The sequence below is a fragment of the Beutenbergia cavernae DSM 12333 genome (assembly GCF_000023105.1).
In the GTDB taxonomy this organism is placed as follows: Bacteria; Actinomycetota; Actinomycetes; order Actinomycetales; family Beutenbergiaceae; genus Beutenbergia; species Beutenbergia cavernae.
On sequence record NC_012669.1, the window covers coordinates 142758 to 161582 of the forward strand.

Genomic DNA, 18825 nt, shown 5'->3' on the forward strand with positions numbered 1-18825 from the left:
CAACCTGACCCAGGAGTCGCCATGCCGCATCTCGCCACCCGCCACCACACCGTCGCCGTCGGCGGACAGGAGGTCTTCTACCGCGAGGCGGGAGACCCGAGCCGGCCCACGCTGCTCCTGCTGCACGGCTTCCCCACGAGTTCCCACATGTTCCGCAACCTGATCCCGGCACTCGCCGACGAGTTCCATCTCGTCGCGCCCGACCACGTCGGCTTCGGGCAGTCGTCGGCGCCGTCGGTGGAGCAGTTCGAGTACAGCTTCGAGCGGCTGACCGAGGTCACCGACGCGCTGCTGCGGACGCTCGGCATCGACCGGTTCGCGCTGTACCTGCACGACTACGGAGCACCGATCGGCCTGCGGATCGCCAGCCGGAACCCCGAGCGGGTCATCGGGCTGATCGCCCAGAGCGGGAACGCCTACATGGAGGGCTTCACACCGTTCTGGGACGTCCTGTTCGCCCACGCCAAGGACCGGTCGGCACACGAGCCCGGCGTGCGGCGCCTGCTGGAGCCGGACTCGACGCGCTGGCAGTACACCCACGGCGTGCCTGCCGACCTGCTCGATCGGATCGCCCCGGACACCTGGCTGCTCGACCAGGCCGGCCTGGAACGGCCCGGCAACCAGGAGATCCAGCTGCAGCTGTTCTGGGACTATCAGTTCAACCTGGATCTCTACCCGGGCTTCCAGGCGTACTTCCGCGAGCACCGGCCGCCCACACTGGTCACCTGGGGCCGGCACGACGAGATCTTTGGCCCGGCCGGGGCCGAGGCGTTCGGGCGGGACCTGCCCGACGCGGAGACCCACCTGCTGGACACGGGTCACTTCGCGCTCGAGACCCACGGCGATGAGATCGCCGGCCTGGTGCGCGACTTCCTACGCCGGGCCGCTTGACGGACCTCCAGGCGCCGGGCCACGGAATCCGGGGCCTACTCGGCGATCGCCTCGTTGCCCGCGGCCTGGGCCTGGGCGAGCGCGTCCGGCACGGGGATCCGGCCGAGGAACATCTCCTCGAAGATCGGCGAGATCGCGTTGGCACCGGCGTTCACGTTCGGCCCCACGGGCGCCGCGATCGTGTCGCCGTCGAGGGCGTTCTGCAGCGCGGAGATGTCGACGTCCTGCTCCGCCCAGTACTCGAGGTAGGCATCGCGCGCGCCGACGGCGCCCGGGAACGCTGCGCCCGTCTCGGCCAGGGGGAGCTGACCCTCGACGGACCCGAGCCAGCGCAGCACCTCAGCCGTCTCCTCCGGGTGCTCGGTGGCGGCGTTGCCGAGCGCGGCGACCCCGTGGACGACGCTCACGCGTCCCTCCGGGCCCTCGAGCATCGGGGCGATGCCCCACTCGAACTCCTCGCCGATGTCGGCCATCGCGGGGAGCGAGTACTGCCCCGACTGGAAGAACGCCATCCGGCCCTGGACGAACAGGTCACGGGCGAGGTCACCGTTGGCGTTCGTGTCGGCCGCGGGCGGTGAGACGTGGTGGGTGTTGATGAGGTCGACGAGGTACTGGAACGACTCGACGCCCTCGGGGGAGTCGAACGCGAACTCGTCGCCGTCCTGGTACTGCGCGCCGTTCGACCCCAGGAAGTCGATGTAGATGGCCTGCAGGTCGTTCTGGGCGTTGAAGCCCCAGACGTCGACGTCGTCCGGGTTGAAGTCAGGGCTGGTCGCGGCGTTGCCGGCGTTGTCGGTCGTGACCGCCTGCGCGGCGGGAAGGAAGGTGTCGCCCTCGCCGGACGGGTCCCAGCGCAGCGTGGTCGGGTCGATGCCGGCGGCGTCGGTGACGGTCTTGTTGTAGAAGAGCGCGATCGAGTCCTGCAGCTGCGGCACGCCCCAGAGCGTCTCGTCGCGGGTGTAGAGGTCGGCGACGGCCTGGCTCCACTCGTCGTGGTCGTCCCCAACGCTCTGAGTAATGTCGAGCAGGTTCCCGGCGTCGGCGTAGCGGCCGAAGTTCGACGTGTTCGTCCACCAGATGTCGGCCATCTCGCCGGAGGAGATGTCGAGCGGCAGCGCCTCCCAGTAGTTCGCCCACGGGACCGTCTCGACCTCGACGCGGATGTCGGGGTTCTGCTCCTCGAACTCGTCGAACGACGTGCGGTAGGCAGCGGCGGCCGCCTCGTCCCACAGCCGGAACGTCACCGTCGTCTGCTCGCCGTCGCCGTCGTCGTCTCCGCCGCCGCCGTCGTCGCTGCCCGGGGAACAGGCCGCGAGCGTCACCGCGAGCGCCGCCGCGAGCGTCAGCGCGCCCGCGCGAGCCGCCGTTCGACCCCGAGTCCCGAACCTGGTTCCCATCACCACTCCCTCGTTCCGCGACAGGGCGTCCGCTGCCCTCCTCGGCACCCTAGCCCGGCGGGGTCCGGCCGGTCCCGGTGCCTGGGGAATGCGTCCGAACCGTGACACGCATCGGGGTCCCCCGTACGCGACCGGCATTGCCTCCCGGCGTGCGTGCGGGCGGCGTCGGCGGGACGCTGAACCCATGGACGACGACGCTGTCCGCCCCGGGATCGACACGGCCGTCCCGCCGAGCGGGCCGGGGTGCGTGGAGTGCGAGGCGGCCGACCCGCCGGCGTGGTGGGTCCACCTGCGCCGGTGCGCCGAGTGCGGGCACGTGGGCTGCTGCGACAGCTCGCCGAACCAGCACGCGACGGCGCACTTCCGCGGCACCGGGCACCGCTACATGCACAGCTACGAGCCGGGTGAGGACTGGTACTGGGACTTCGTCGAGCGCACGACGTTCGAGGGTCCCGAGCTCGCGCCGCCGACCTCGCACCCCGCCGATCAGGCGACACCCGGCCCCGCCGACCGGGTCCCGGCGAACTGGGCGGACCTCATCCACCGGTGACGTCGGTGAGGGCGCGCAGCAGGTGGTGCTTCCACCAGGCGTAGTCGTGCCCGCCGGTGACGACGTCGAGGCTGACGCGCGCGCCGGCGTCCCGGCAGGCGTCGCTGAAGTGCCGCGCCTGCTCGAGCATCGTTCCCTCGTGCGTCCCCACCTGGACCACGAACCGCGCCGAAGGACGCCCGAACGTCCCCGCCCGGAGCGCGCGCACGAGGTCGCCGGGCACCGGGTTGTCGCGCCGCGGCTCGGACCCGTCCGCGTACCAGAACGATCCCGACTGGACGACGGCGGTGCGCGCGAGGTCCGGACGCGCCAGCGCCACGGCGGCCGCCGCGAGCCCGCCGAAGCTCTGGCCGGCGACGACGACGCGCGCGGCGTCGATCGGCTGACCGGTCTCGGCCGCTCGGCGTGCGAGCGCCGCCGCGACGATCGTCGCGGCGCGGTCGGGTCGGGGCAGGTCCGCGGCGCGGCGCTCCTGGCCGTGGGAGTCGAGCAGGAGGACCTCGACGTCGAGACCTGCCCGTGCGACGGCGTCGAGCAGCCCGAGAGCCGACCACTGCTCGCCGTCGAACAGGACGAGCAGCCGGCGCCCGCTCGAGCGGCCGGGCGGCGCCCACCGGCGCACCGTGCGGAGGCGTCCGTCGACGTCGGGCACGTCCCAGCGGTCCGGCGTGGCCACCGGGTCGGGTGTGGGTGACCACGCGGGATGCTGGTACGCGCCGGGCAGCACGAGCACGCTGGAGCCGTCCCCCGGTGCAGGGGGCTGCCGCCGCGGGTTGCCCGGATCCACGCGTCCGGCCCGGTGCATCGCCAACCACCCGTCGCGCGTCGCGCCGGCGTCGCGCGGGATGCTCGGCGCCTCGACGAACCGGTAGCCCCAGGTCCCGTCCGCGGGCAGCCACCAGGACCGGTGCCACAGGTCCGTCCCCGGGAGCCGCTCGAGGAGCGCCGGTGTGACGTCGGAGCGGTGGGCGTCGGTCACGCCGTTGACGTGCACCATGACCTCGACGGAGGAGCGGTCAGTGCTCTGCTGGCGCCACACGAACGTGACCTCGCACCACGCCCGCCCGTCCCGCTCGACGGTCCGCCCGACCACGGGCGTCTCGCCCCCGGAGTCCCAGAATTCGCGTACGGCGCGGACTCGATCCGGGGCGGCCGCGAGCGCGTCGAGCCACGCCGGCCGGGCGGAGACGGGGGCGCTCACGAGCCCGCCCGTGCGCGCCGGCGGTCGCGCGGCACCACGAGCGGCCGGCCGGTCTCCGGGTCCGGCAGCACCAGGGCGTCGAGGTCGAACACGGCCCGCACGAGCTCCGGTGTGAAGACGTCCTCGGCGGCACCCTGGGCGACGACGGCGCCGTCGCGCATCGCCACGACGTGGGTCGCGTACCGGGCCGCCATGTTGAGGTCGTGCAGCACGGCGACGAGCGTGCGGCCGCCCTCGTGCAGGTGCGCGCACAGGTCGAGGACGTCGATCTGGTGGGCGACGTCGAGGAACGTCGTCGGCTCGTCGAGCAGGAGGATCGGCGTCTCCTGCGCGAGCGTCATGGCGATCCACACGCGCTGGCGCTGCCCGCCGGACAGCTCGTCGACGAGGCGGTCCGCGGCGTCCCGCATCCCCACCCGCGTGAGCGCGGCGTCGACGGCCTCCTCGTCAGCAGGGGACCACTGCCGCAGCAGCCGCTGGTGCGGGTAGCGGCCCCGCGCCACGAGGTCGGCCACCGTGATCGCGTCCGGCGTCACGGGCGCCTGGGGCAGCAGGCCGACGCGGCGAGCGATCTCCTTCGTCGGATAGGAGTGGATGGCGCGGCCGTCCAGGACGATCTCGCCCGAGCGCGGCGCCAGCATGCGCCCGAGCGCGCGCAGCAACGTGGACTTCCCGCACGCGTTCGGGCCGACGATCACCGTGAAGCCGCCGTCGGGCACGGCGAGAGTGAGGTCCTCGACGACCGTGCGCGCGGCGTACGCGAGCCGCACGTGCTCGGCGCGGAGCCGCCCGTCCGTGCCGGGCGGCGTGATGGTGCTGGTCACGACGTACTCCTTCTCATGCGCGGCGCGCGAGCAGCCAGACGAGGTACAGCCCGCCGAGCAACGAGGTGACGAGCCCGACCGGGGTGCGCAGCCCGACGTCGAGCGCCTGGCTGAGCAGGTCGGCGAGGACGAGGAGCGTCGCGCCCATGAAGAAGCTGGGCAGGACGACGACGCCGCCGCGGCGGGTGAGACGGCGCACGATCTGCGGCGCGGCGAGCGCGACGAACGCGATCGGGCCGGTGGCCGCCGTCGCCACGCCGGTGAGCGCGACGGCGAGCAGCAGCGCGGTGAACCGCTGGCGCTCCACCCCGATCCCGAGCGCACCGGCGGCGTCGTCGCCCATCTCGATGAGGGTGAGGCGTCGCGCGGCGAGCATGAGCATGGGGACGAGGACGACGACGGCGGCGGTCACGCTGAGCGCGTGCGGCCAGCCGCGGCCCGTGAGAGAGCCCGCGGTCCACTGCTGGACGGTCGTGGCGTCGTCGATCGACGCGCGGACCAGGAGGAACGACGTCACGGCGCCGAGGATCGCGCCGACGCCGATGCCCACGAGCACGAGGCGCAGCCCGCCGGCCACGCCGTCCTTGCGGGCGAGCAGGTACACGACGAGCGCCGTGGCGACGCCGCCGGCCACGGCCGCGATCGCCGTCGGGAGCACACCGCCGTCGAACAGCACGATCTGCACGACGGCGCCCGTCGCGGCACCGGTGGTGAAGCCGATGACGTCGGGCGAGCCCAGCGCGTTCCGGGAGAGGCTCTGGAACACGGCGCCGGCGACGCCGAGGCTTCCCCCGACCATGAACGCCGTGAGCAGCCGGGGCAGGCGGCGCCCGCGGACGGACCGCACGGCGGCCTCCTCGCCGGTGCCGCCGAGCGCCTGGAGCACCTCGGCGGGGCTCAGGGCGAGCGTGCCGTGCAGCATCGTGAGCACGCCGGCCGCGAGCGCGACGACGCCGAGCGCGGCGCCGACCACGAGCAGCCGCGGCGTGACGCGCACCGAGAACGCGCCGGCCCGCAGCACGCGGTCGTGCGTCAGGGCGGGGAGCGTGCTCACAGGGCCGCCACCCGGCGGGAGCGCACGAGCGCGACGAACAAGGGGCCGCCGAGGATCGCGACGGCGATGCCGGTCTGCAGCTCGCCCGGGGCGACGGCGACACGCCCGAGCACGTCGGCCAGCAGCAGGAACGCCGGGGCGACGACGAGGACGCCCGGCAGGAGCAGGCGGTGGTCCGGGCCGACGACGCCGCGCACGATGTGCGGAGCCGCCAGCCCGACGAACCCGATCGGCCCGGCGGCCGCCGTCGCGGCACCGGCGAGCAGGACGACGGCGAGCGCGGAGCCGAGCCGCGCGAGACCGGGCGTCGCCCCGACGGCTCGCGACACGTCGTCGCCCAGTGCGACGGCGTTGAGCGGCCGGGCGAGCAGGAGCGCGATCGCCAGGCCGACGACGACGAACGGCAGCACCGCCGTCGTCACGTCGAGGCCGCGGCCCTGGAGCGAGCCGACCGCCCAGTACCGGAACGAGTTGAACGCCCGCTCGTCGCTCAGCAGCACCGCGTTGGTGACGGCGGCGACGGCCACCGAGACGGCTGCCCCGGCGAGGGCCATCCGCACGGGGGTGGCGGCGCTGCGGTGCGCCGAGCCGATGGCGTACACGACGACGGCGGCAGCGGCGGCGCCTGCGAACGCGAACCACACGTACCCCTGGACGGTGGTGACGCCGAGGTAGGCGATGGCGACCACGACGGCGGCCGAGGCGCCGGCGTTGATGCCGAGCAGTCCGGGGTCGGCGAGGGGGTTGCGCGTGACCGACTGCATGAGCGTCCCAGCCATCCCGAGCGCGAGCCCGACGACGAGCGCCAGCACGGTGCGGGGCAGGCGCGACAGGACGACGATCCGGTGGTCGTCGACGCCCGGGTCGTACGCGACGAGCGCTTCCACGACAGTCCGGAGCCCGACCTGGTGCGAGCCGATCGCGAGCCCGAGGAGCGTGCCGACGGCGATCACGGCGAGGCTCGCCGCCACCAGGAGCCCGAAGCGCCGGACCGCCCCGGCGGACCGCGAGAGCGGTGCCTGCCGAGGCGGCCGGGGCGTCGTCGCGACGTCGGCCGTCACCTCAGCTGCCGTACTCCGCGACCAGCACCTCGACCATGTCGGTGGCGCTGTAGTAGTCGATGCGGAACGACGTCGGTCCGAGCGGGAGGACGCGGCCGGCGGCCACCGCCGCCTGGTTGGCCAGCAGCGGGTCCTCGAGCACCGCCGCGGCGTCCTGGTCGCCGCCCGCGGCCACGAAGATGGTCTGCACGCCGTCCAGCGCCGCCGGCAGGTTCTCCTGGGTCACGGCGGAGGTGTCCGAGCGGACCTCGCTGGCGAGCTCCTCGGGGGCCGCCACGTAGGTGAAGCCGAGAGCGGTGAGCACGTCGGCCTGGGCGCTGACGTCGGAGAACACGCGGCCGCCGTCGGCGCCGTTGTAGGCCAGGGCCGTCACGGGCTGCTCCGGCAGCTCCAGCAGGTCGGCCTGCTCGGCGACCCACGCGTCGTAGGTCTCGACGACGGCGTCCGCCTCCTCCTCGAGGCCGGTCGCCTCACCGAGGGTGGCGGCGAGGTCCTGCCAGGAGTGCGAGCCGTAGTCGAGCATGATCGTCGGGGCGATCTCGTTCAGCTGGTCGTAAGCCTCGAGCGTGGTGTCGGCGCCGATGGTCGAGCCGATGATGAGGTCCGGCTCGGCCAGCTCGATGGCCTCGAGGTCGAGCTCCAGGTCGGGGTAGAGGACCTCGACGCCGCGCTCGGCGGCGACGTCGGCCCACTGCGTGAAGAAGCCGGCGTCGTCCGTGAGCGGGCTGACGCTCGTCGCGGCGCTCGCCGTCACCGGTGCGTCGATCGCGAGCAGCGTGCCCGTCAGCGTGATCGACGTCGACACGATCGTCAGCGGCTGCTCGGGGATCTCCGCGGTGCCGGCCTCGTGCTCGACGGTGCGCGGCCAGCTGCCGGTGTCGTCACCGGCTGCCGCGGCGTCGCTCGGAGCGTCCGTCGAGTCGGCGGCGTCGCTCTCGGGTGTCGAGCAGGCGCTCAGGGCGAGGACCGCTGAGGTGGCGAGCACCGCGATGGCGGCTCGGGCTGTCGTGCGCACGGGGTCGGCGTCCTTTCGGTCGGGCGGGAGGGTCGATCGAACGTTAGGTAAGTCTTACCTACAAATGCAAGGCGGTCGTCGGTCCACGGGCCCTCCTGGCGGCCGGGATTCCGGGGCTGACGCGACGCCGTCGTGAGGCACGTCACACGCCGCCGGTGCGGGAGTGGTGCTCCCGGGAGCGCCGGTGGGGGTGTCGGGCGGGCAGCGGCATGCGGTAGAACCGCGGCATGGACGCGACCGCCTCACCGCTCGACCGCCTGCTCGACGCGCACGCGATCCTCGCCCTGGAGCACCAGCTCCATCTCGAGGACCTCGTCGAGGGTGCTGCCTGGGACGTGGATCTCGGTGCCGGCACTGTCACGTTCGCGACAGCCGCGCCGCTCACGTGCACGGTCCAGTTCGTGGGCTCGGCCGCGAGCGACTCGGAGACGTGGATGTGGGGCTGGAACAACGTCAACGGCTTCCCGGACTCGGTCATCCGGGCCGCGCAGCAGGTCCGTGACTTCGCGCAGGAGCACGACGTGGCGGAGCTGCTCGAGGCGCAGGCGCCGCTCGCCGACGACACCGTCGACCGGAACGTGCTGGCAGCGAAGGCGGTCTCCGGGCAGCTCACGCACGTGGTGGCGCGGGCCAACCCGGTCGCTCAGGTCGCGTTGCTGCTCGACCACCCGAGCCTGGCCCTGCCGGCGCCGTCGATGCCGCGCGTGAGCCGGACCGTGCTGCAGGCCATCCAGTCCGGACTGGTGCGAGACCACCGCCTCGCCGTGACGGCGTACGCGCAGGCGCGCGACGGCGTCGAGCTCGCCTGGGACGACGCCGTCGGCGTGCTCACGGTGCCGGACGGCGTCGCGCGGCTGACGTTCGATGGCCTCGGCCGGCTCACGGACACGACGTTCCGCGCTGGGCCAGCGACGCCTGACGCGCCGGCGGCGCCTGACGCGCCGGCGGTGCACGCTGCGCCGGCGGTGCCCGCCGAGCCGAAGCGCGAGAAGCGGGGCTGGTTCCGCCGCCGCTGAGGCGACGGTGCCCCGGCTCAGCGCAGCCCGGTGATCCCGATCGCCGAGGTGATCCGCCGCTGGAACACGAGGAACAGGATGACGAGGGGGAGCAGGGCGATCGTCGATGCGGCCATGACCAGCGTCCAGTTGCCCTCGTACTGGGTCTGGAGCGCCGCCGTCGCGACGGTGATGACGTTCCACTCGGTCTTCGGCGCGATCACGAGCGGCCACATGAAGTTGTTCCACTGCGTGACGACGGTGATGAGCAGGAGCGTGGTGAGGATGGGCACGTTCATCGGCAGCATGATGCGGAACAGGGTGCGTAGCACGCCGGCGCCGTCGAGCTTCGCGGCGTCCAGGATGTCGGTCGGCACGGACCGGAAGTTCTCCCGGAGCAGGAAGATCGCGTACGGGCCGGCGAACAGGAACGGCACCACGAGGCCGGCGAACGTGTTCTTCAGCCCGACCGACGTCATCATCGAGTACAGCGGGATGATGATGACGACCGCCGGGATCATGAGGCAGGCGACGTAGACCCAGAACAGCGCGTCGCGGCCCGGGAAGTCGAGCACGGCGAACGCGTACGCGGCGAGCACGCTCGTGAGCATCTGCGTGAGCACGAGCACGACCACGACCTGCGCGGTGACGGCGATCGGGACCACGAAGTCGTACCGCTCGCCGAACAGCGCGGTGTAGTTCTCGATGGTCCACGGGTCCGGCAGCGTCAGCGGCCACGTGGTGTTGAACTGGCGGGGCGTCTTGAGCGACGTCATCACGGAGAACAGGAACGGCGCGAGCACGATCACGCCGGCCGCCAGGAGGAACGCGTAGGTGAGCACGTTCGCCCACGCTCGGGAGCGCGACGCGGACGCTGCGGTGCGTCCGCCGTGCGCCGTCGGCGTCGAGAGGGCCGACGACGGCGCCGACTCCTGATGCTGCGATGTCACGTTCTCCTCCTCACGACATGTCGTAGGTGATGCGGCGGCGGAAGTAGCGCTGCTGCAGCAGCGTGATCGTCACGAGGACGGCGAACAGCACGACCGCCATCGCGGCGGCGCGGCCGAGGCGAAGGGCGACGAACGCCTCGTCGTAGATGCGGGCCGCGATGACGTCGGTGCGGCCCGGGACGCCCGGCCCGCCGCGCGTCATGGCGTAGATCGAGTCGAAGACCTGGAACGAGCTGATGATGCTCGTGACGAGGACGAAGAACATGGTCGGCCGCAGGAGCGGCACGGTGATCGACCACAGGGTGCGGGGGGCGCTCGCGCCGTCGAGCCGCGCCGCCTCGTACACCTGGTTCGGGATCTGCTGCAGGCCAGCGAGGAAGAACAGCGAGACGTAGCCGACGCTCGACCACACCTGCACGAACGCCACGGACGGCAGGGCGAGGTTGAGGTCGGTCAGCCACTCGACGCGCCGGCCGAGCAGGGCGTTGAGCGCGCCGTTCGTGGGGTCGAAGATCCAGCGCCAGACGACGCCGAGCGCCAGCGGGGCGCAGACCCACGGCAGCACGTACAGCACGCGGAGCGCGTTCGTGCCCGGGAGGCGGCGGTTGATGGCGACGGCGAGGATCAGGCCGAGCGCGATCGTCGTCGGGATGGTCAGTGCTGTGAACAGGACGGAGACCCACAGGGAGTTCCGGAACGTTGGCCAGCCGAAGATGTAGACGTAGTTGTCGAGCCCGACCCACTGCGGCGGCGAGACGAGGTCCCACCGGGTGAACGAGATGCCGATGACGATGACGACGGGCACCAGGAGGAAGAGTCCGACGCCGATGAGGCTGGGCGTGAGCAGGGCGTACGCGGCCGCGGTGTCGGCGCGCCGCCGTGTGCTCACGTGTGCCTCCGCTCGCCTCTCGTGGCGTTGACGTCGGAGCGTAGCGAGGCTCCGAGGCGATGTGCGCGCGGCGTCCGCGCGCCCTGTCGCGGTCAGTCGGCGGTCCGCCCGACGTCGGCGCTCGTGCCGCCCCTTTCCGGGCGGTCGTCACCGTTCTCCGCTGCCACTCTGGCCCCGTCTACTGGGTCGGGCGCGTCCGCTGGCTCGGCAGCGTCCCCGGCGTCGTCAGGAAGGTGCAGCGGCTCGTCGGGGTCACGACGGCGGTCGGGTGGCAGCATTTCGGGACGCCTGCTCGCGACGAGCAGGTCGAGGAGGCGGGGCATGCTGGCGCCGACCGCCTCCCAGGTGCGGGTGATCGCGACCAGGAGCATGACGATGAGCGCCGACGAGATGATGAGGAGCAGTGCCTCGACGGCGTCGGGCTGGTCGTCGGCGGTGCCGGCCGCCGTCATCCGGACGATGCCCAGGCCCGCGATCGCCTGTGCGGCATAGGTCACGAGCAGCCCGAGCTGCCAGGAGAGGTAGCGGAGCGCGACGAGTGCACGCGTCCAGCGCGAGCCGGCGGCGGCCCGTGCCCACTGGCGGTAGCGGACGCTGATGACGATCATGCCAACGCTCGAGACGACCGCGGCGAATCCGCCGGCGACTGCGAGCGGGCCCACACCCGCGCCGGGAAGCAGGGCGAACGCCGAGACGGCGAGGACGTTGATGAGTGCGAAGAGCGCACTGGCCGCACGGATCCACGGCCGGACGTCGCGCCCGTCGACGGCGGCCGCCGCGGGGTTCACCGAGATCGCGACGAACAGGAGGCCGATGAGGGTCGCCGAGGCGCCGGCCATCGCCTGGAAGAAGGCCGAGTACTCCGCGAGCGCTGGTTCCGACATGCCCGCCAGCATGCCGGACCTCGGATCTTGCGCCGGTGTGGGGGGCGATCGGTCTGTGCTGCTCTGAGTCCGCGGCGCGCCCTCGTCGGTGGGGCGGCCTGTTCTGAGTCCGCGAGCGCCCCGCCGCCGGCGGGCGCCCTGTTCTGCTCACGCGTCAGAACGGTGGTGGCTCGTCCGAGCCGCGGTCAGGGTCGTGGTCCGGGCCCGGCTCCGGCTCCGGACGCGGCGCCGGGTCGAGGCGATCCGAGTCGGAGTCCGGGTCCGATCGCCGCGGCGCCGGGTCTCGGTGGCCCGGGTCCGAGTCCGGCTCCGGACTGGGCGCCGGCGGGGGTGTGCTCGACGAGAGTGGGTGGTCCTCGAGGAACGCAGGGTCGATCGGAGCGGGATCGGGCACAAGGCGCTCTGGTGGCGCAGCGTTCTCGTTGCCGAACGGGGTGCTCCATCGGTAAGCGCCGTCGGGCTCTCGTGAGAGCGCGTACCCGCCATGGGTCTTCAGCAGGTGGTGGCGGCGGCACAGCGGGGCAAGGTTGTCGGCTGTAGTAGGGCCGAGCGGGAACGGGATGACGTGGTCGAGGTCGCACCGGTCGGACGGCGTGGTGCAGCCGGGGACGGCGCACTGGCGATCGCGGGCGCGCACGTGTCTGGCGAGTGCGTCAGGGATGCGATAGCTGCTGGGGCTGATCTCGAGCAGAGTGCCGGTGACGGGGTCGGTGAGGAGCCGCTGCCACGGCGGCTCGTCGGCGAGGGCGATGCGGCGGGCGGTCGCGGCGTCGATGGCGCCGTACCCGGTCAGGACGCCGGGGTGGTCGTCGAGCCCGAGCAGCGTGGTCGCGGCGACGACGACCTGGATCGCCGGGCGAGCACGGCCCGGCCGCCCGAGCCGCATCACCGGTAGCCCGCACCCACCCGCGGTGGACGCCGTGTGTGGGGCTGGTCGCGCTTCGCCGATGTGGTCAGTCTCGGCGATGCCTCCCGCTGTCACCGGAGCCGCGCATTCGCCGCTTCTGCGCCCGCCGTCGCTGCCGTCGTCGTCCTCGGCCCTCTCGGCGTCTTCGGTGCTGGGGCCGGTGCGGCCGATGACGTCGCTGTTGATGGCTTCCTTGCGGTCGGCGTCATCGGCTGGGGTGGCCTCGGTGGGGACGGCATCGTCGGAGCTCGTGTCCTCGCGGCTGTCGGGGCTGCCGATGACGCCGGTGGCGAGGGCGTGCTGGGCGAGGAGGGTGAGGGTGTCCGCGCGGAGCTGGTCGAGGGTGCGGGGGTCGGCGCCGGTGGTGCGGGCCGACCACGCTGCTGCGTCGCAGGCGGTCCAGATGGTCTGAGCGTCGGGTGCCGGCAGGACCGCGACGAGCTTCGCCATGCCGGCAGGCAGGGGTTCGGGGCGGCGTAGGTGTCGATCCTTCGCTGCGTGGGCGTGCAGCTGCGCGGCGTCGGCGCCGGTCGCCGTAGTGACGGCATCGCGGAGCTTCGTCTTGAGGGTGTGGTGGGGCCAGGCCGGGGCGTTCGGCAGGGTGGCGTCCACGACGGCGAGGACCACAGCGACCGGTAGGTCGGCGAGCACGCCGGCGTAGACGGCGGCCTTGCCGGCGTCGATGAGTCCGCCGGCGAGGGCGCGCCCGACGTCGGCGAGGGGTCCGGTGAATGCCTGCCCGGTGTGCACGAGCGTGCCGGCAGCGCGACGAGAGACGCCGAGGGTGGTGGCGAGCTCGTCGGGTGCGAGGCACCCGTTCGTGGAGCGGCGCGCCAGTGCGGGCGGGTTCATCTCCGTGCGTTCGGCGAGCGCGGCGGCTGCGTAGCGAACCTGCGCCGCCGCCGCCGCTTCGACCCGCCGCCAGGCCGCGACGACGCCGAGGAGCTCCTCGGTCGACAGCCGGGTCGCGTCCAGAGCGGCTAGCTGGGCCGCCAGCGCAGCAGCGCCGGCCGCAGCGGAACCGACCATCGCAGCCAGCTCCGGGTCGTCTGTGGCGTGCTCCGGAATCGCCGCTGCCGTGCCACCCGTGGAGGTGGTCGCCGTGTTCGCGACGTCGTCGGCCCGGGGTGTCGGTGCCGCAGCGGCGTCGGAGGTGTCCAGGCTGCCCGGGACGCCCGCGTGCGACTCGGCGATGGCCGACTGGTCCGTGGGCGGTTCCGCGCTGAGGGACTCCCGTGTGGGCGGTTCCGCGCTGAGGGACTCCCATGCGTGCGGCTCGGCGATGCTCGCCGGATCGGCCGGGGATGGTGCGGTGTCCGCGGCGTCGGAGCGGCTCTTGTGGGTGGCGCCGCCGAAGATGGCTCGAACCTCGAGGATCGCGCCGGCGGCTGCGGCACCGACGAGGGCGTACCCGGGGAAGCAGTGGTCGCCGCGAGCGCGCGAGACAGGGCCGGGGACGGGGGTCCCGATCCACTGCTCCGCTGCGTCGAACATGTGAACGATTGTCGCATGCGGCACCGACATTTGCAGTATGTCTGTTCGAACCTGTGGACAGGCGGAGATGTCACGGAGGGCTGCCGAGTGCGCTCAGCAGGGCGTGGCGAGCGCCAACGGTCGGGCGACCGAGTGAGGAAGTGGGAGGGGGAGCCGGACAGGCGGGCCGGTAGTGGGAGGGGGAGGCGGTTGCCGGGAGCCGAAAGTGGGAGGGGGAGCCGGACAGGCGGGCCGGTAGTGGGAGGGGGAGGCGGTTGCCGGGAGCCGGGGCGAGCGACTCGAGGGAGGTCCAGCCCGGATCGTGCCTCGCGGCCGCGACGCCGTCCTTCGACGGTCCCGCGAACCGGATGAAGCGCGCGCGTGGCGGCCTTCGGGGAGGAGCTCCGACACCTCGAGCGCGTACGTCCGCCAGAGCCGTGGCGGACGTGCGGTGTCCGGTCGATGTCGACCTCCTGCGGGCCATCCGTCCCTGTGGCAGGTCCGAACTCCTCCCACACGCAACCCCGAAGGAGCATCCCATGAGCAAGCTGTTCGCCACCGTCGTCGCGGTTCTGGCCCTCGGAGGTGCCGTCGTGGCCGCTCGGGCAGCCACCAGGAAGCCGGCCCCGAGGAGCCCCGCCGTCGGAAACTCAGCCCCGAGCAACTCCGCGACACGGAACTCCGCCACTCGGAACCCCGCCGAGGAGTCCACCTCTCGCGTCTCCAGCCTCACCTTCCCCCGGAGATCCAGCCTCGAGCTGCTCATGCGCAGCGCGAGGATCTGATGGGCGACTCCCGCGACGTCCGACCGAGGGCGAGCATCGTGCCCTCGGTCGGACCTCATCGCGCGGGGTCTGCGCAACCTCGCCCGCCAGGCGTCAGTTCGGGCGGGAGCTGAGCACGCAGAACTCGTTGCCCTCGGGGTCGGCCAGCACCTCCCAGGTGACCTCCGGCCCTTGCCCGACGTCGATCCGGCTCGCCCCCATCGACACGAGGCGTTCGATCTCAGCCTCGCGGTCGTCGCTCGTGTGAGGCGCCAGGTCGATGTGCAGCCGGTTCTTGGTGGTCTTCTCGTGCTCGACCGGCACGAACACGAGGCCCGGCGGTACCTGCTCGAACCGCAGCAGCGGGCCGAGCTCGTCGGCCCATGGCGGGACGATCACCGCCTCCTCCTCGGTCGAGAAGCGGACGTCCCACCCCAGGACCTGCGCCCACCACCTCGCCTGGGCCTGGTGGTCGCGCGACTCCACGACCGTCGTGTACCAGCGCAGCGCCATCGTCTTGCCCTCTCCTCGGTGGTCGATACACGGAGGAACCTAGGCGCGACCACCGACACGAGGTCTTGACACCCTGGCGCACGACGGGAAAGATTCCCCACCATGGCGCTACTGACGGGAGAGATTCCCGAAGTGGCGGACGCCGCCGTCCTCACCCGGCTCCCGGGCCTCCTGCCGACGTTGCGCAGCTCGGAACGCCGGATCGCCGAGGCGATCCTCGACGACCCGCAGGCGGTGTCCCGCGACACGATCGAGCAGCTCGCCGCTCGGTGCGGAACCTCGAAGACGAGCGTGACGCGCTTCTGCCGGACGATCGGGCTCGCCGGCTACACGGAGCTGCGGCTCGCCCTGGCCGGTGACGTCGGCCGACGGAGGGACGAGAGCTGGCGCGCGGAGCTCGGCAGCTCCGCCGATCCGCAGAACCCGGCCGACGTCGTCGTCGACGAGCTGCTGACCGCGAACGTCCGGGCACTCACCGAGACCGTGCGCACGCTCGACCGCGCCGCGCTCGCCGCCTCTGTCGACGCCCTCGCGTCCGCCGGCCGGATCGACCTCTACGGCATCGGCGGCAGCGGCACCGTGGCCGCCGACCTGCAGCGCCGGTTCCACCGGATCGGTCGCGTCGCGCACGCGTGGAGCGAGTCGCACGACGCGCTGACCGGCGCTGCGATGCTCGGCGCCTCGGACGTGGCGATCGCGCTCTCGCACACCGGTGAGACCAGTGAGGTCGCCGCGGCGCTCGCCCTCGCGCGGGATCGCGGGGCCACCACCATCGCCGTGACGAACTACCCGGGCTCGGCCGTCGCGGCCGCAGCGGACCTCGTGCTCGTGACGGCCGCCCACGAGGAGCGGGCGCGGGCCGACGGCCTCGCCGGCCGGCACGCCCAGATGTTCGTCGTCGACTGCCTGTACGTGCTGGTGGCCGGCGTGCTCCATGACGAGTCCCAGTCCGGGCTGCGACGGACCTCCGAGGCCGTCCGGTCCACCCGAAGGGCGCGCTGAGGCGCCCGAAGCGAAGGAGAGCACCGTGCACGAGGCAGAACCTGGCTCCACCCTGGCCCGTCTCACCCGTCGCAACCTGCTCCGCGCCACGGCGGCCGCCGCCGTCGCCACCGGCATCGGGGTGTCCGGGATGGGTGCAGCGGCGGCGCGCGCCGGCGCGACGCGGACGCCGCGGGAACGGCCGGCGCCGGCCGCGACGTCCGACCTCCCCCTCGTGGGCGGTGAGGAGTTCCCGATCGGACTGTTCTGGCCGCCGCCCCCGTTCGAGACGAACGTCGAGCGCTACACCGAGATCAAGGACGCCGGCTTCACGTTCCTGATCACCGGGAACTACCTGTTCGACGCGCACATCGTGCGCCATGCGCTCGGCGTCGCCGACGAGGTCGGGCTCAAGGTGCTCGTCAGCGACGACCTCGCCGTCAAGATCGCGGCACAGCGATTCACGATCGACGACGCCGGCGGGCGCCTCACCCTCACGCGGGAGGAGGCGGGCGCGTTCATCCGCGAGGCGCACGGCAACTACGCCGCCCACCCCTCGTTCGCCGGCCTGAACTTCTTCGACGAGCCGTTCCCGGAGCGGTACCCCACCCTCGGGGCCGCGTTCGACCTCTACCGCGAGACGTCGGGGGCGCACCTGCCGTACGCGAACCTGCTCCCGAACATCTTCGGCGACGGGTACGACGACTACCTCAACGGCTTCGTGGAGCAGGTCCGCCCATCGGTCGTCTCGTTCGACAGGTACCCGCTGCTGGCGGGCGGGGCCGAGGACGCCGACTACTTCGACAACTGGGCGCGCGTGCGCCGGGTGGGCCTCGCGCACGACGTGCCGACGTGGGTGTTCATCCAGACGCTCGCGTACGCGAACCATCGCGAGCCGACGGCGGCGGAGCTCGCCTGGCAGGTCAACGTGAGCCTGGCCTACGGGGCCAAGGGCATCCAGTACTTCACCTACTGGACCCCGGACCCGGCCCGGGGCGAGGGGTTCGAGCCGGCGCTGGTGACCGTCGACGGCGAGCTGACGCCGCGGTACGACGCCGCACGCGACCTCAACACGAGGTGGCTGCGGCAGGTCGGCAAGCAGCTCAAGCCGCTGCGGCCGGAGACCGTCGGGCACGCCAACGAGACGCCGCTCCCGAACGGGACCGAGGCCTGGCAGCCCGACACGTGGGTGCGGGCCGTGACCGGGGATCCCGTGCTCGTCAGTCGGTTCTCCAGCGGTGACGCCGGCGACCCCACTCAGTGGCTGTTCCTGGCGAACCGGTCGCACGGCGCGAGGGCACGGGTCGCCGTCGACCTCGCCGCACAGCACGTGGAGGAGGCGCAGCGCTTCGACGCGCGGACCGAGAGATACCGCCCGGGCCGCCGCAAGCGCAAGATCGAGGCGACGCTCGAACCCGGCGGGGCCGAGCTCCACAGGCTGGTGCTCAAGTAGTGGAGTCACCGACGGCGGCGGCGTAGCGCCGGGCCTGCACGCGGATCGCCTCGACCAGCTCCGGCGGTTCCTCGACCTCGAAGTCCAGCCCGAGCATGCCGATCCAGACGGCGACGATCTCTACGGTGTCGCCGCCGGTGACGAGCACGCTCGTGGCGGCGTCGACGGGCTCGACGACGCCGACCGCCGGGTTGATCCGGGCGAGCACCTCCCCGGCCGGGGCGTGCACGAGGATCCGCGTGTGCACGGCCCAGCCGGTGGAGGCCACCGTGCGCACCACGAGGTCGGAGTACTCGGCCTCGCTCAGCGGTGACGGCACGAAGTGCCGCCCGGTCCGCATGCGCAGGTCCATCCAGTCGACGCGGAAGGTGGCCCACGCCGTCGACGTCGTGTCGCGTGCCACGAGGTACCAGCGCCGCTGCCAGCTGACGAGGCGGTAGGGCTCGACGGCGCGCGGCGGGGCGTCGGCGGCGTCGTCCCGGTACGAGAAGCGGAGCCACTCGAGGTCACGGATCGCCGCCGCGATCGAGGAGAGGACGCCGGCGTCGACGACCGGGTCGGCCACGTTGCTGTCCGTGTTCACCGGACCCTGCGACGTCGCCGTCGCGAGCGCGTGCACCTTGCGCCGGACCTGGTGCGGCATCACCTGCTCGAGCTTGGCGAGCGCCCGAGCGGTCGACTCCTCGACGCCGCTCAGCCCGGTGGCTGCGCGCAGCCCGATCGCGACGGCGACCGCCTCGTCGTCGTCGAGCAGGAGCGGCGGCAGCTTGGCCCCGACACCGAGCCGGTAGTGGCCCGCGCGGCCGCGGACGCCCTCGACCGGGTAGTCGAGGCGGCGCAGACGCTCGATGTCCGCGCGGATCGTCCGGGTGGAGACGCTGAGCCGCTGCGCGAGCTCGGACCCGGACCAGCCGGGGCGCATCTGGAGCAGTGCCAGGAGGTCGAGCATCCGGGCTGCCGTGTCCGCCACGTGTTCCTCCGGAAGATGTCCGAAATTAGCAAGGAAACGAACCTATATGGCTT

17 protein-coding genes are annotated in these 18825 nt (G+C 72.9%); 5 read left to right on the forward strand and 12 right to left on the reverse strand.

Annotated elements, in window-relative coordinates; all coding sequences use genetic code 11:
- Nucleotides 1–21: 21 nt before the first annotated feature.
- Nucleotides 22–891, forward strand: coding sequence for an alpha/beta fold hydrolase (locus BCAV_RS00690; protein WP_012725181.1), 870 nt, complete (start codon nt 22–24; stop codon nt 889–891).
- Between the two features lie 35 nt (nt 892–926).
- Here the strand turns inward: BCAV_RS00690 and BCAV_RS00695 are convergent, their stop codons facing one another.
- A complete protein-coding gene (locus BCAV_RS00695) occupies nt 927–2288 on the reverse strand; it encodes an ABC transporter substrate-binding protein (RefSeq protein ID WP_012725182.1) in 1362 nt (453 codons plus the stop codon).
- 184 nt (nt 2289–2472) lie between these two features.
- Here BCAV_RS00695 and BCAV_RS00700 point away from each other — a divergent pair, with 184 nt between their 5' ends.
- Nucleotides 2473–2838 (forward strand): UBP-type zinc finger domain-containing protein, encoded by a 366-nt coding sequence (locus tag BCAV_RS00700; RefSeq protein ID WP_012725183.1) that lies wholly within the window; start codon nt 2473–2475, stop codon nt 2836–2838.
- Here BCAV_RS00700 and BCAV_RS00705 read toward each other — a convergent pair.
- The 5 genes from BCAV_RS00705 to fepB are packed head-to-tail and all read right to left on the reverse strand — an operon-like array spanning nt 2825 to nt 7993.
- On the reverse strand, nt 2825–4039 hold the full coding sequence (locus tag BCAV_RS00705; RefSeq protein ID WP_012725184.1) for an enterochelin esterase domain-containing protein: 1215 nt from the start codon (nt 4037–4039) through the stop codon (nt 2825–2827). The genes BCAV_RS00700 and BCAV_RS00705 overlap by 14 nt on opposite strands.
- On the reverse strand, nt 4036–4863 hold the full coding sequence (locus tag BCAV_RS00710; RefSeq protein WP_012725185.1) for an ABC transporter ATP-binding protein: 828 nt from the start codon (nt 4861–4863) through the stop codon (nt 4036–4038). The genes BCAV_RS00705 and BCAV_RS00710 overlap by 4 nt, the downstream gene beginning before the upstream one ends.
- A gap of 13 nt (nt 4864–4876) precedes the next feature.
- Nucleotides 4877–5917 carry a FecCD family ABC transporter permease gene (locus tag BCAV_RS00715; protein ID WP_012725186.1) on the reverse strand — a complete coding sequence of 347 codons (1041 nt, stop codon included), beginning with the start codon at nt 5915–5917 and terminating at the stop codon, nt 4877–4879.
- Nucleotides 5914–6978 carry a FecCD family ABC transporter permease gene (locus BCAV_RS00720; protein ID WP_012725187.1) on the reverse strand — a complete coding sequence of 355 codons (1065 nt, stop codon included), beginning with the start codon at nt 6976–6978 and terminating at the stop codon, nt 5914–5916. The genes BCAV_RS00715 and BCAV_RS00720 overlap by 4 nt, the downstream gene beginning before the upstream one ends.
- Nucleotide 6979: 1 nt before the next feature.
- Complete coding sequence (gene fepB / locus BCAV_RS00725) at nt 6980–7993, reverse strand: Fe2+-enterobactin ABC transporter substrate-binding protein (protein ID WP_012725188.1); 1014 nt, start codon at nt 7991–7993, stop codon at nt 6980–6982.
- Between the two features lie 227 nt (nt 7994–8220).
- On the opposite strand from fepB, the gene BCAV_RS00730 reads away from it, so the two are divergent.
- On the forward strand, nt 8221–9009 hold the full coding sequence (locus tag BCAV_RS00730; protein ID WP_012725189.1) for a DUF6882 domain-containing protein: 789 nt from the start codon (nt 8221–8223) through the stop codon (nt 9007–9009).
- A 17-nt stretch (nt 9010–9026) separates the two neighbouring features.
- On the opposite strand, the gene BCAV_RS00735 is transcribed toward BCAV_RS00730, so the two are convergent.
- From BCAV_RS00735 to BCAV_RS00760, 5 genes are all read right to left on the reverse strand, one after another.
- A complete protein-coding gene (locus tag BCAV_RS00735; protein WP_012725190.1) occupies nt 9027–9938 on the reverse strand; it encodes a carbohydrate ABC transporter permease in 912 nt (303 codons plus the stop codon).
- A 10-nt stretch (nt 9939–9948) separates the two neighbouring features.
- The gene (locus BCAV_RS00740) at nt 9949–10827 is read right to left on the reverse strand and encodes a carbohydrate ABC transporter permease (RefSeq protein WP_012725191.1); all 879 of its coding nucleotides are present in this window, start codon (nt 10825–10827) and stop codon (nt 9949–9951) included.
- A gap of 92 nt (nt 10828–10919) precedes the next feature.
- Nucleotides 10920–11711 carry a hypothetical protein gene (locus BCAV_RS00745; RefSeq protein ID WP_144016662.1) on the reverse strand — a complete coding sequence of 264 codons (792 nt, stop codon included), beginning with the start codon at nt 11709–11711 and terminating at the stop codon, nt 10920–10922.
- A gap of 154 nt (nt 11712–11865) precedes the next feature.
- Nucleotides 11866–14112 carry an HNH endonuclease signature motif containing protein gene (locus tag BCAV_RS21290; protein ID WP_012725193.1) on the reverse strand — a complete coding sequence of 749 codons (2247 nt, stop codon included), beginning with the start codon at nt 14110–14112 and terminating at the stop codon, nt 11866–11868.
- 857 nt (nt 14113–14969) lie between these two features.
- Nucleotides 14970–15368 carry a VOC family protein gene (locus tag BCAV_RS00760; RefSeq protein ID WP_012725195.1) on the reverse strand — a complete coding sequence of 133 codons (399 nt, stop codon included), beginning with the start codon at nt 15366–15368 and terminating at the stop codon, nt 14970–14972.
- Nucleotides 15369–15470: 102 nt separating this feature from the next.
- On the opposite strand from BCAV_RS00760, the gene BCAV_RS00765 reads away from it, so the two are divergent.
- Complete coding sequence (locus tag BCAV_RS00765) at nt 15471–16370, forward strand: MurR/RpiR family transcriptional regulator (protein WP_012725196.1); 900 nt, start codon at nt 15471–15473, stop codon at nt 16368–16370.
- A gap of 25 nt (nt 16371–16395) precedes the next feature.
- The gene (locus BCAV_RS00770) at nt 16396–17802 is read left to right on the forward strand and encodes a hypothetical protein (RefSeq protein ID WP_012725197.1); all 1407 of its coding nucleotides are present in this window, start codon (nt 16396–16398) and stop codon (nt 17800–17802) included.
- Here the strand turns inward: BCAV_RS00770 and BCAV_RS00775 are convergent.
- A complete protein-coding gene (locus tag BCAV_RS00775; RefSeq protein WP_012725198.1) occupies nt 17795–18772 on the reverse strand; it encodes a helix-turn-helix transcriptional regulator in 978 nt (325 codons plus the stop codon). The two genes, BCAV_RS00770 and BCAV_RS00775, sit on opposite strands and share 8 nt — an antisense overlap.
- Nucleotides 18773–18825: the final 53 nt, after the last annotated feature.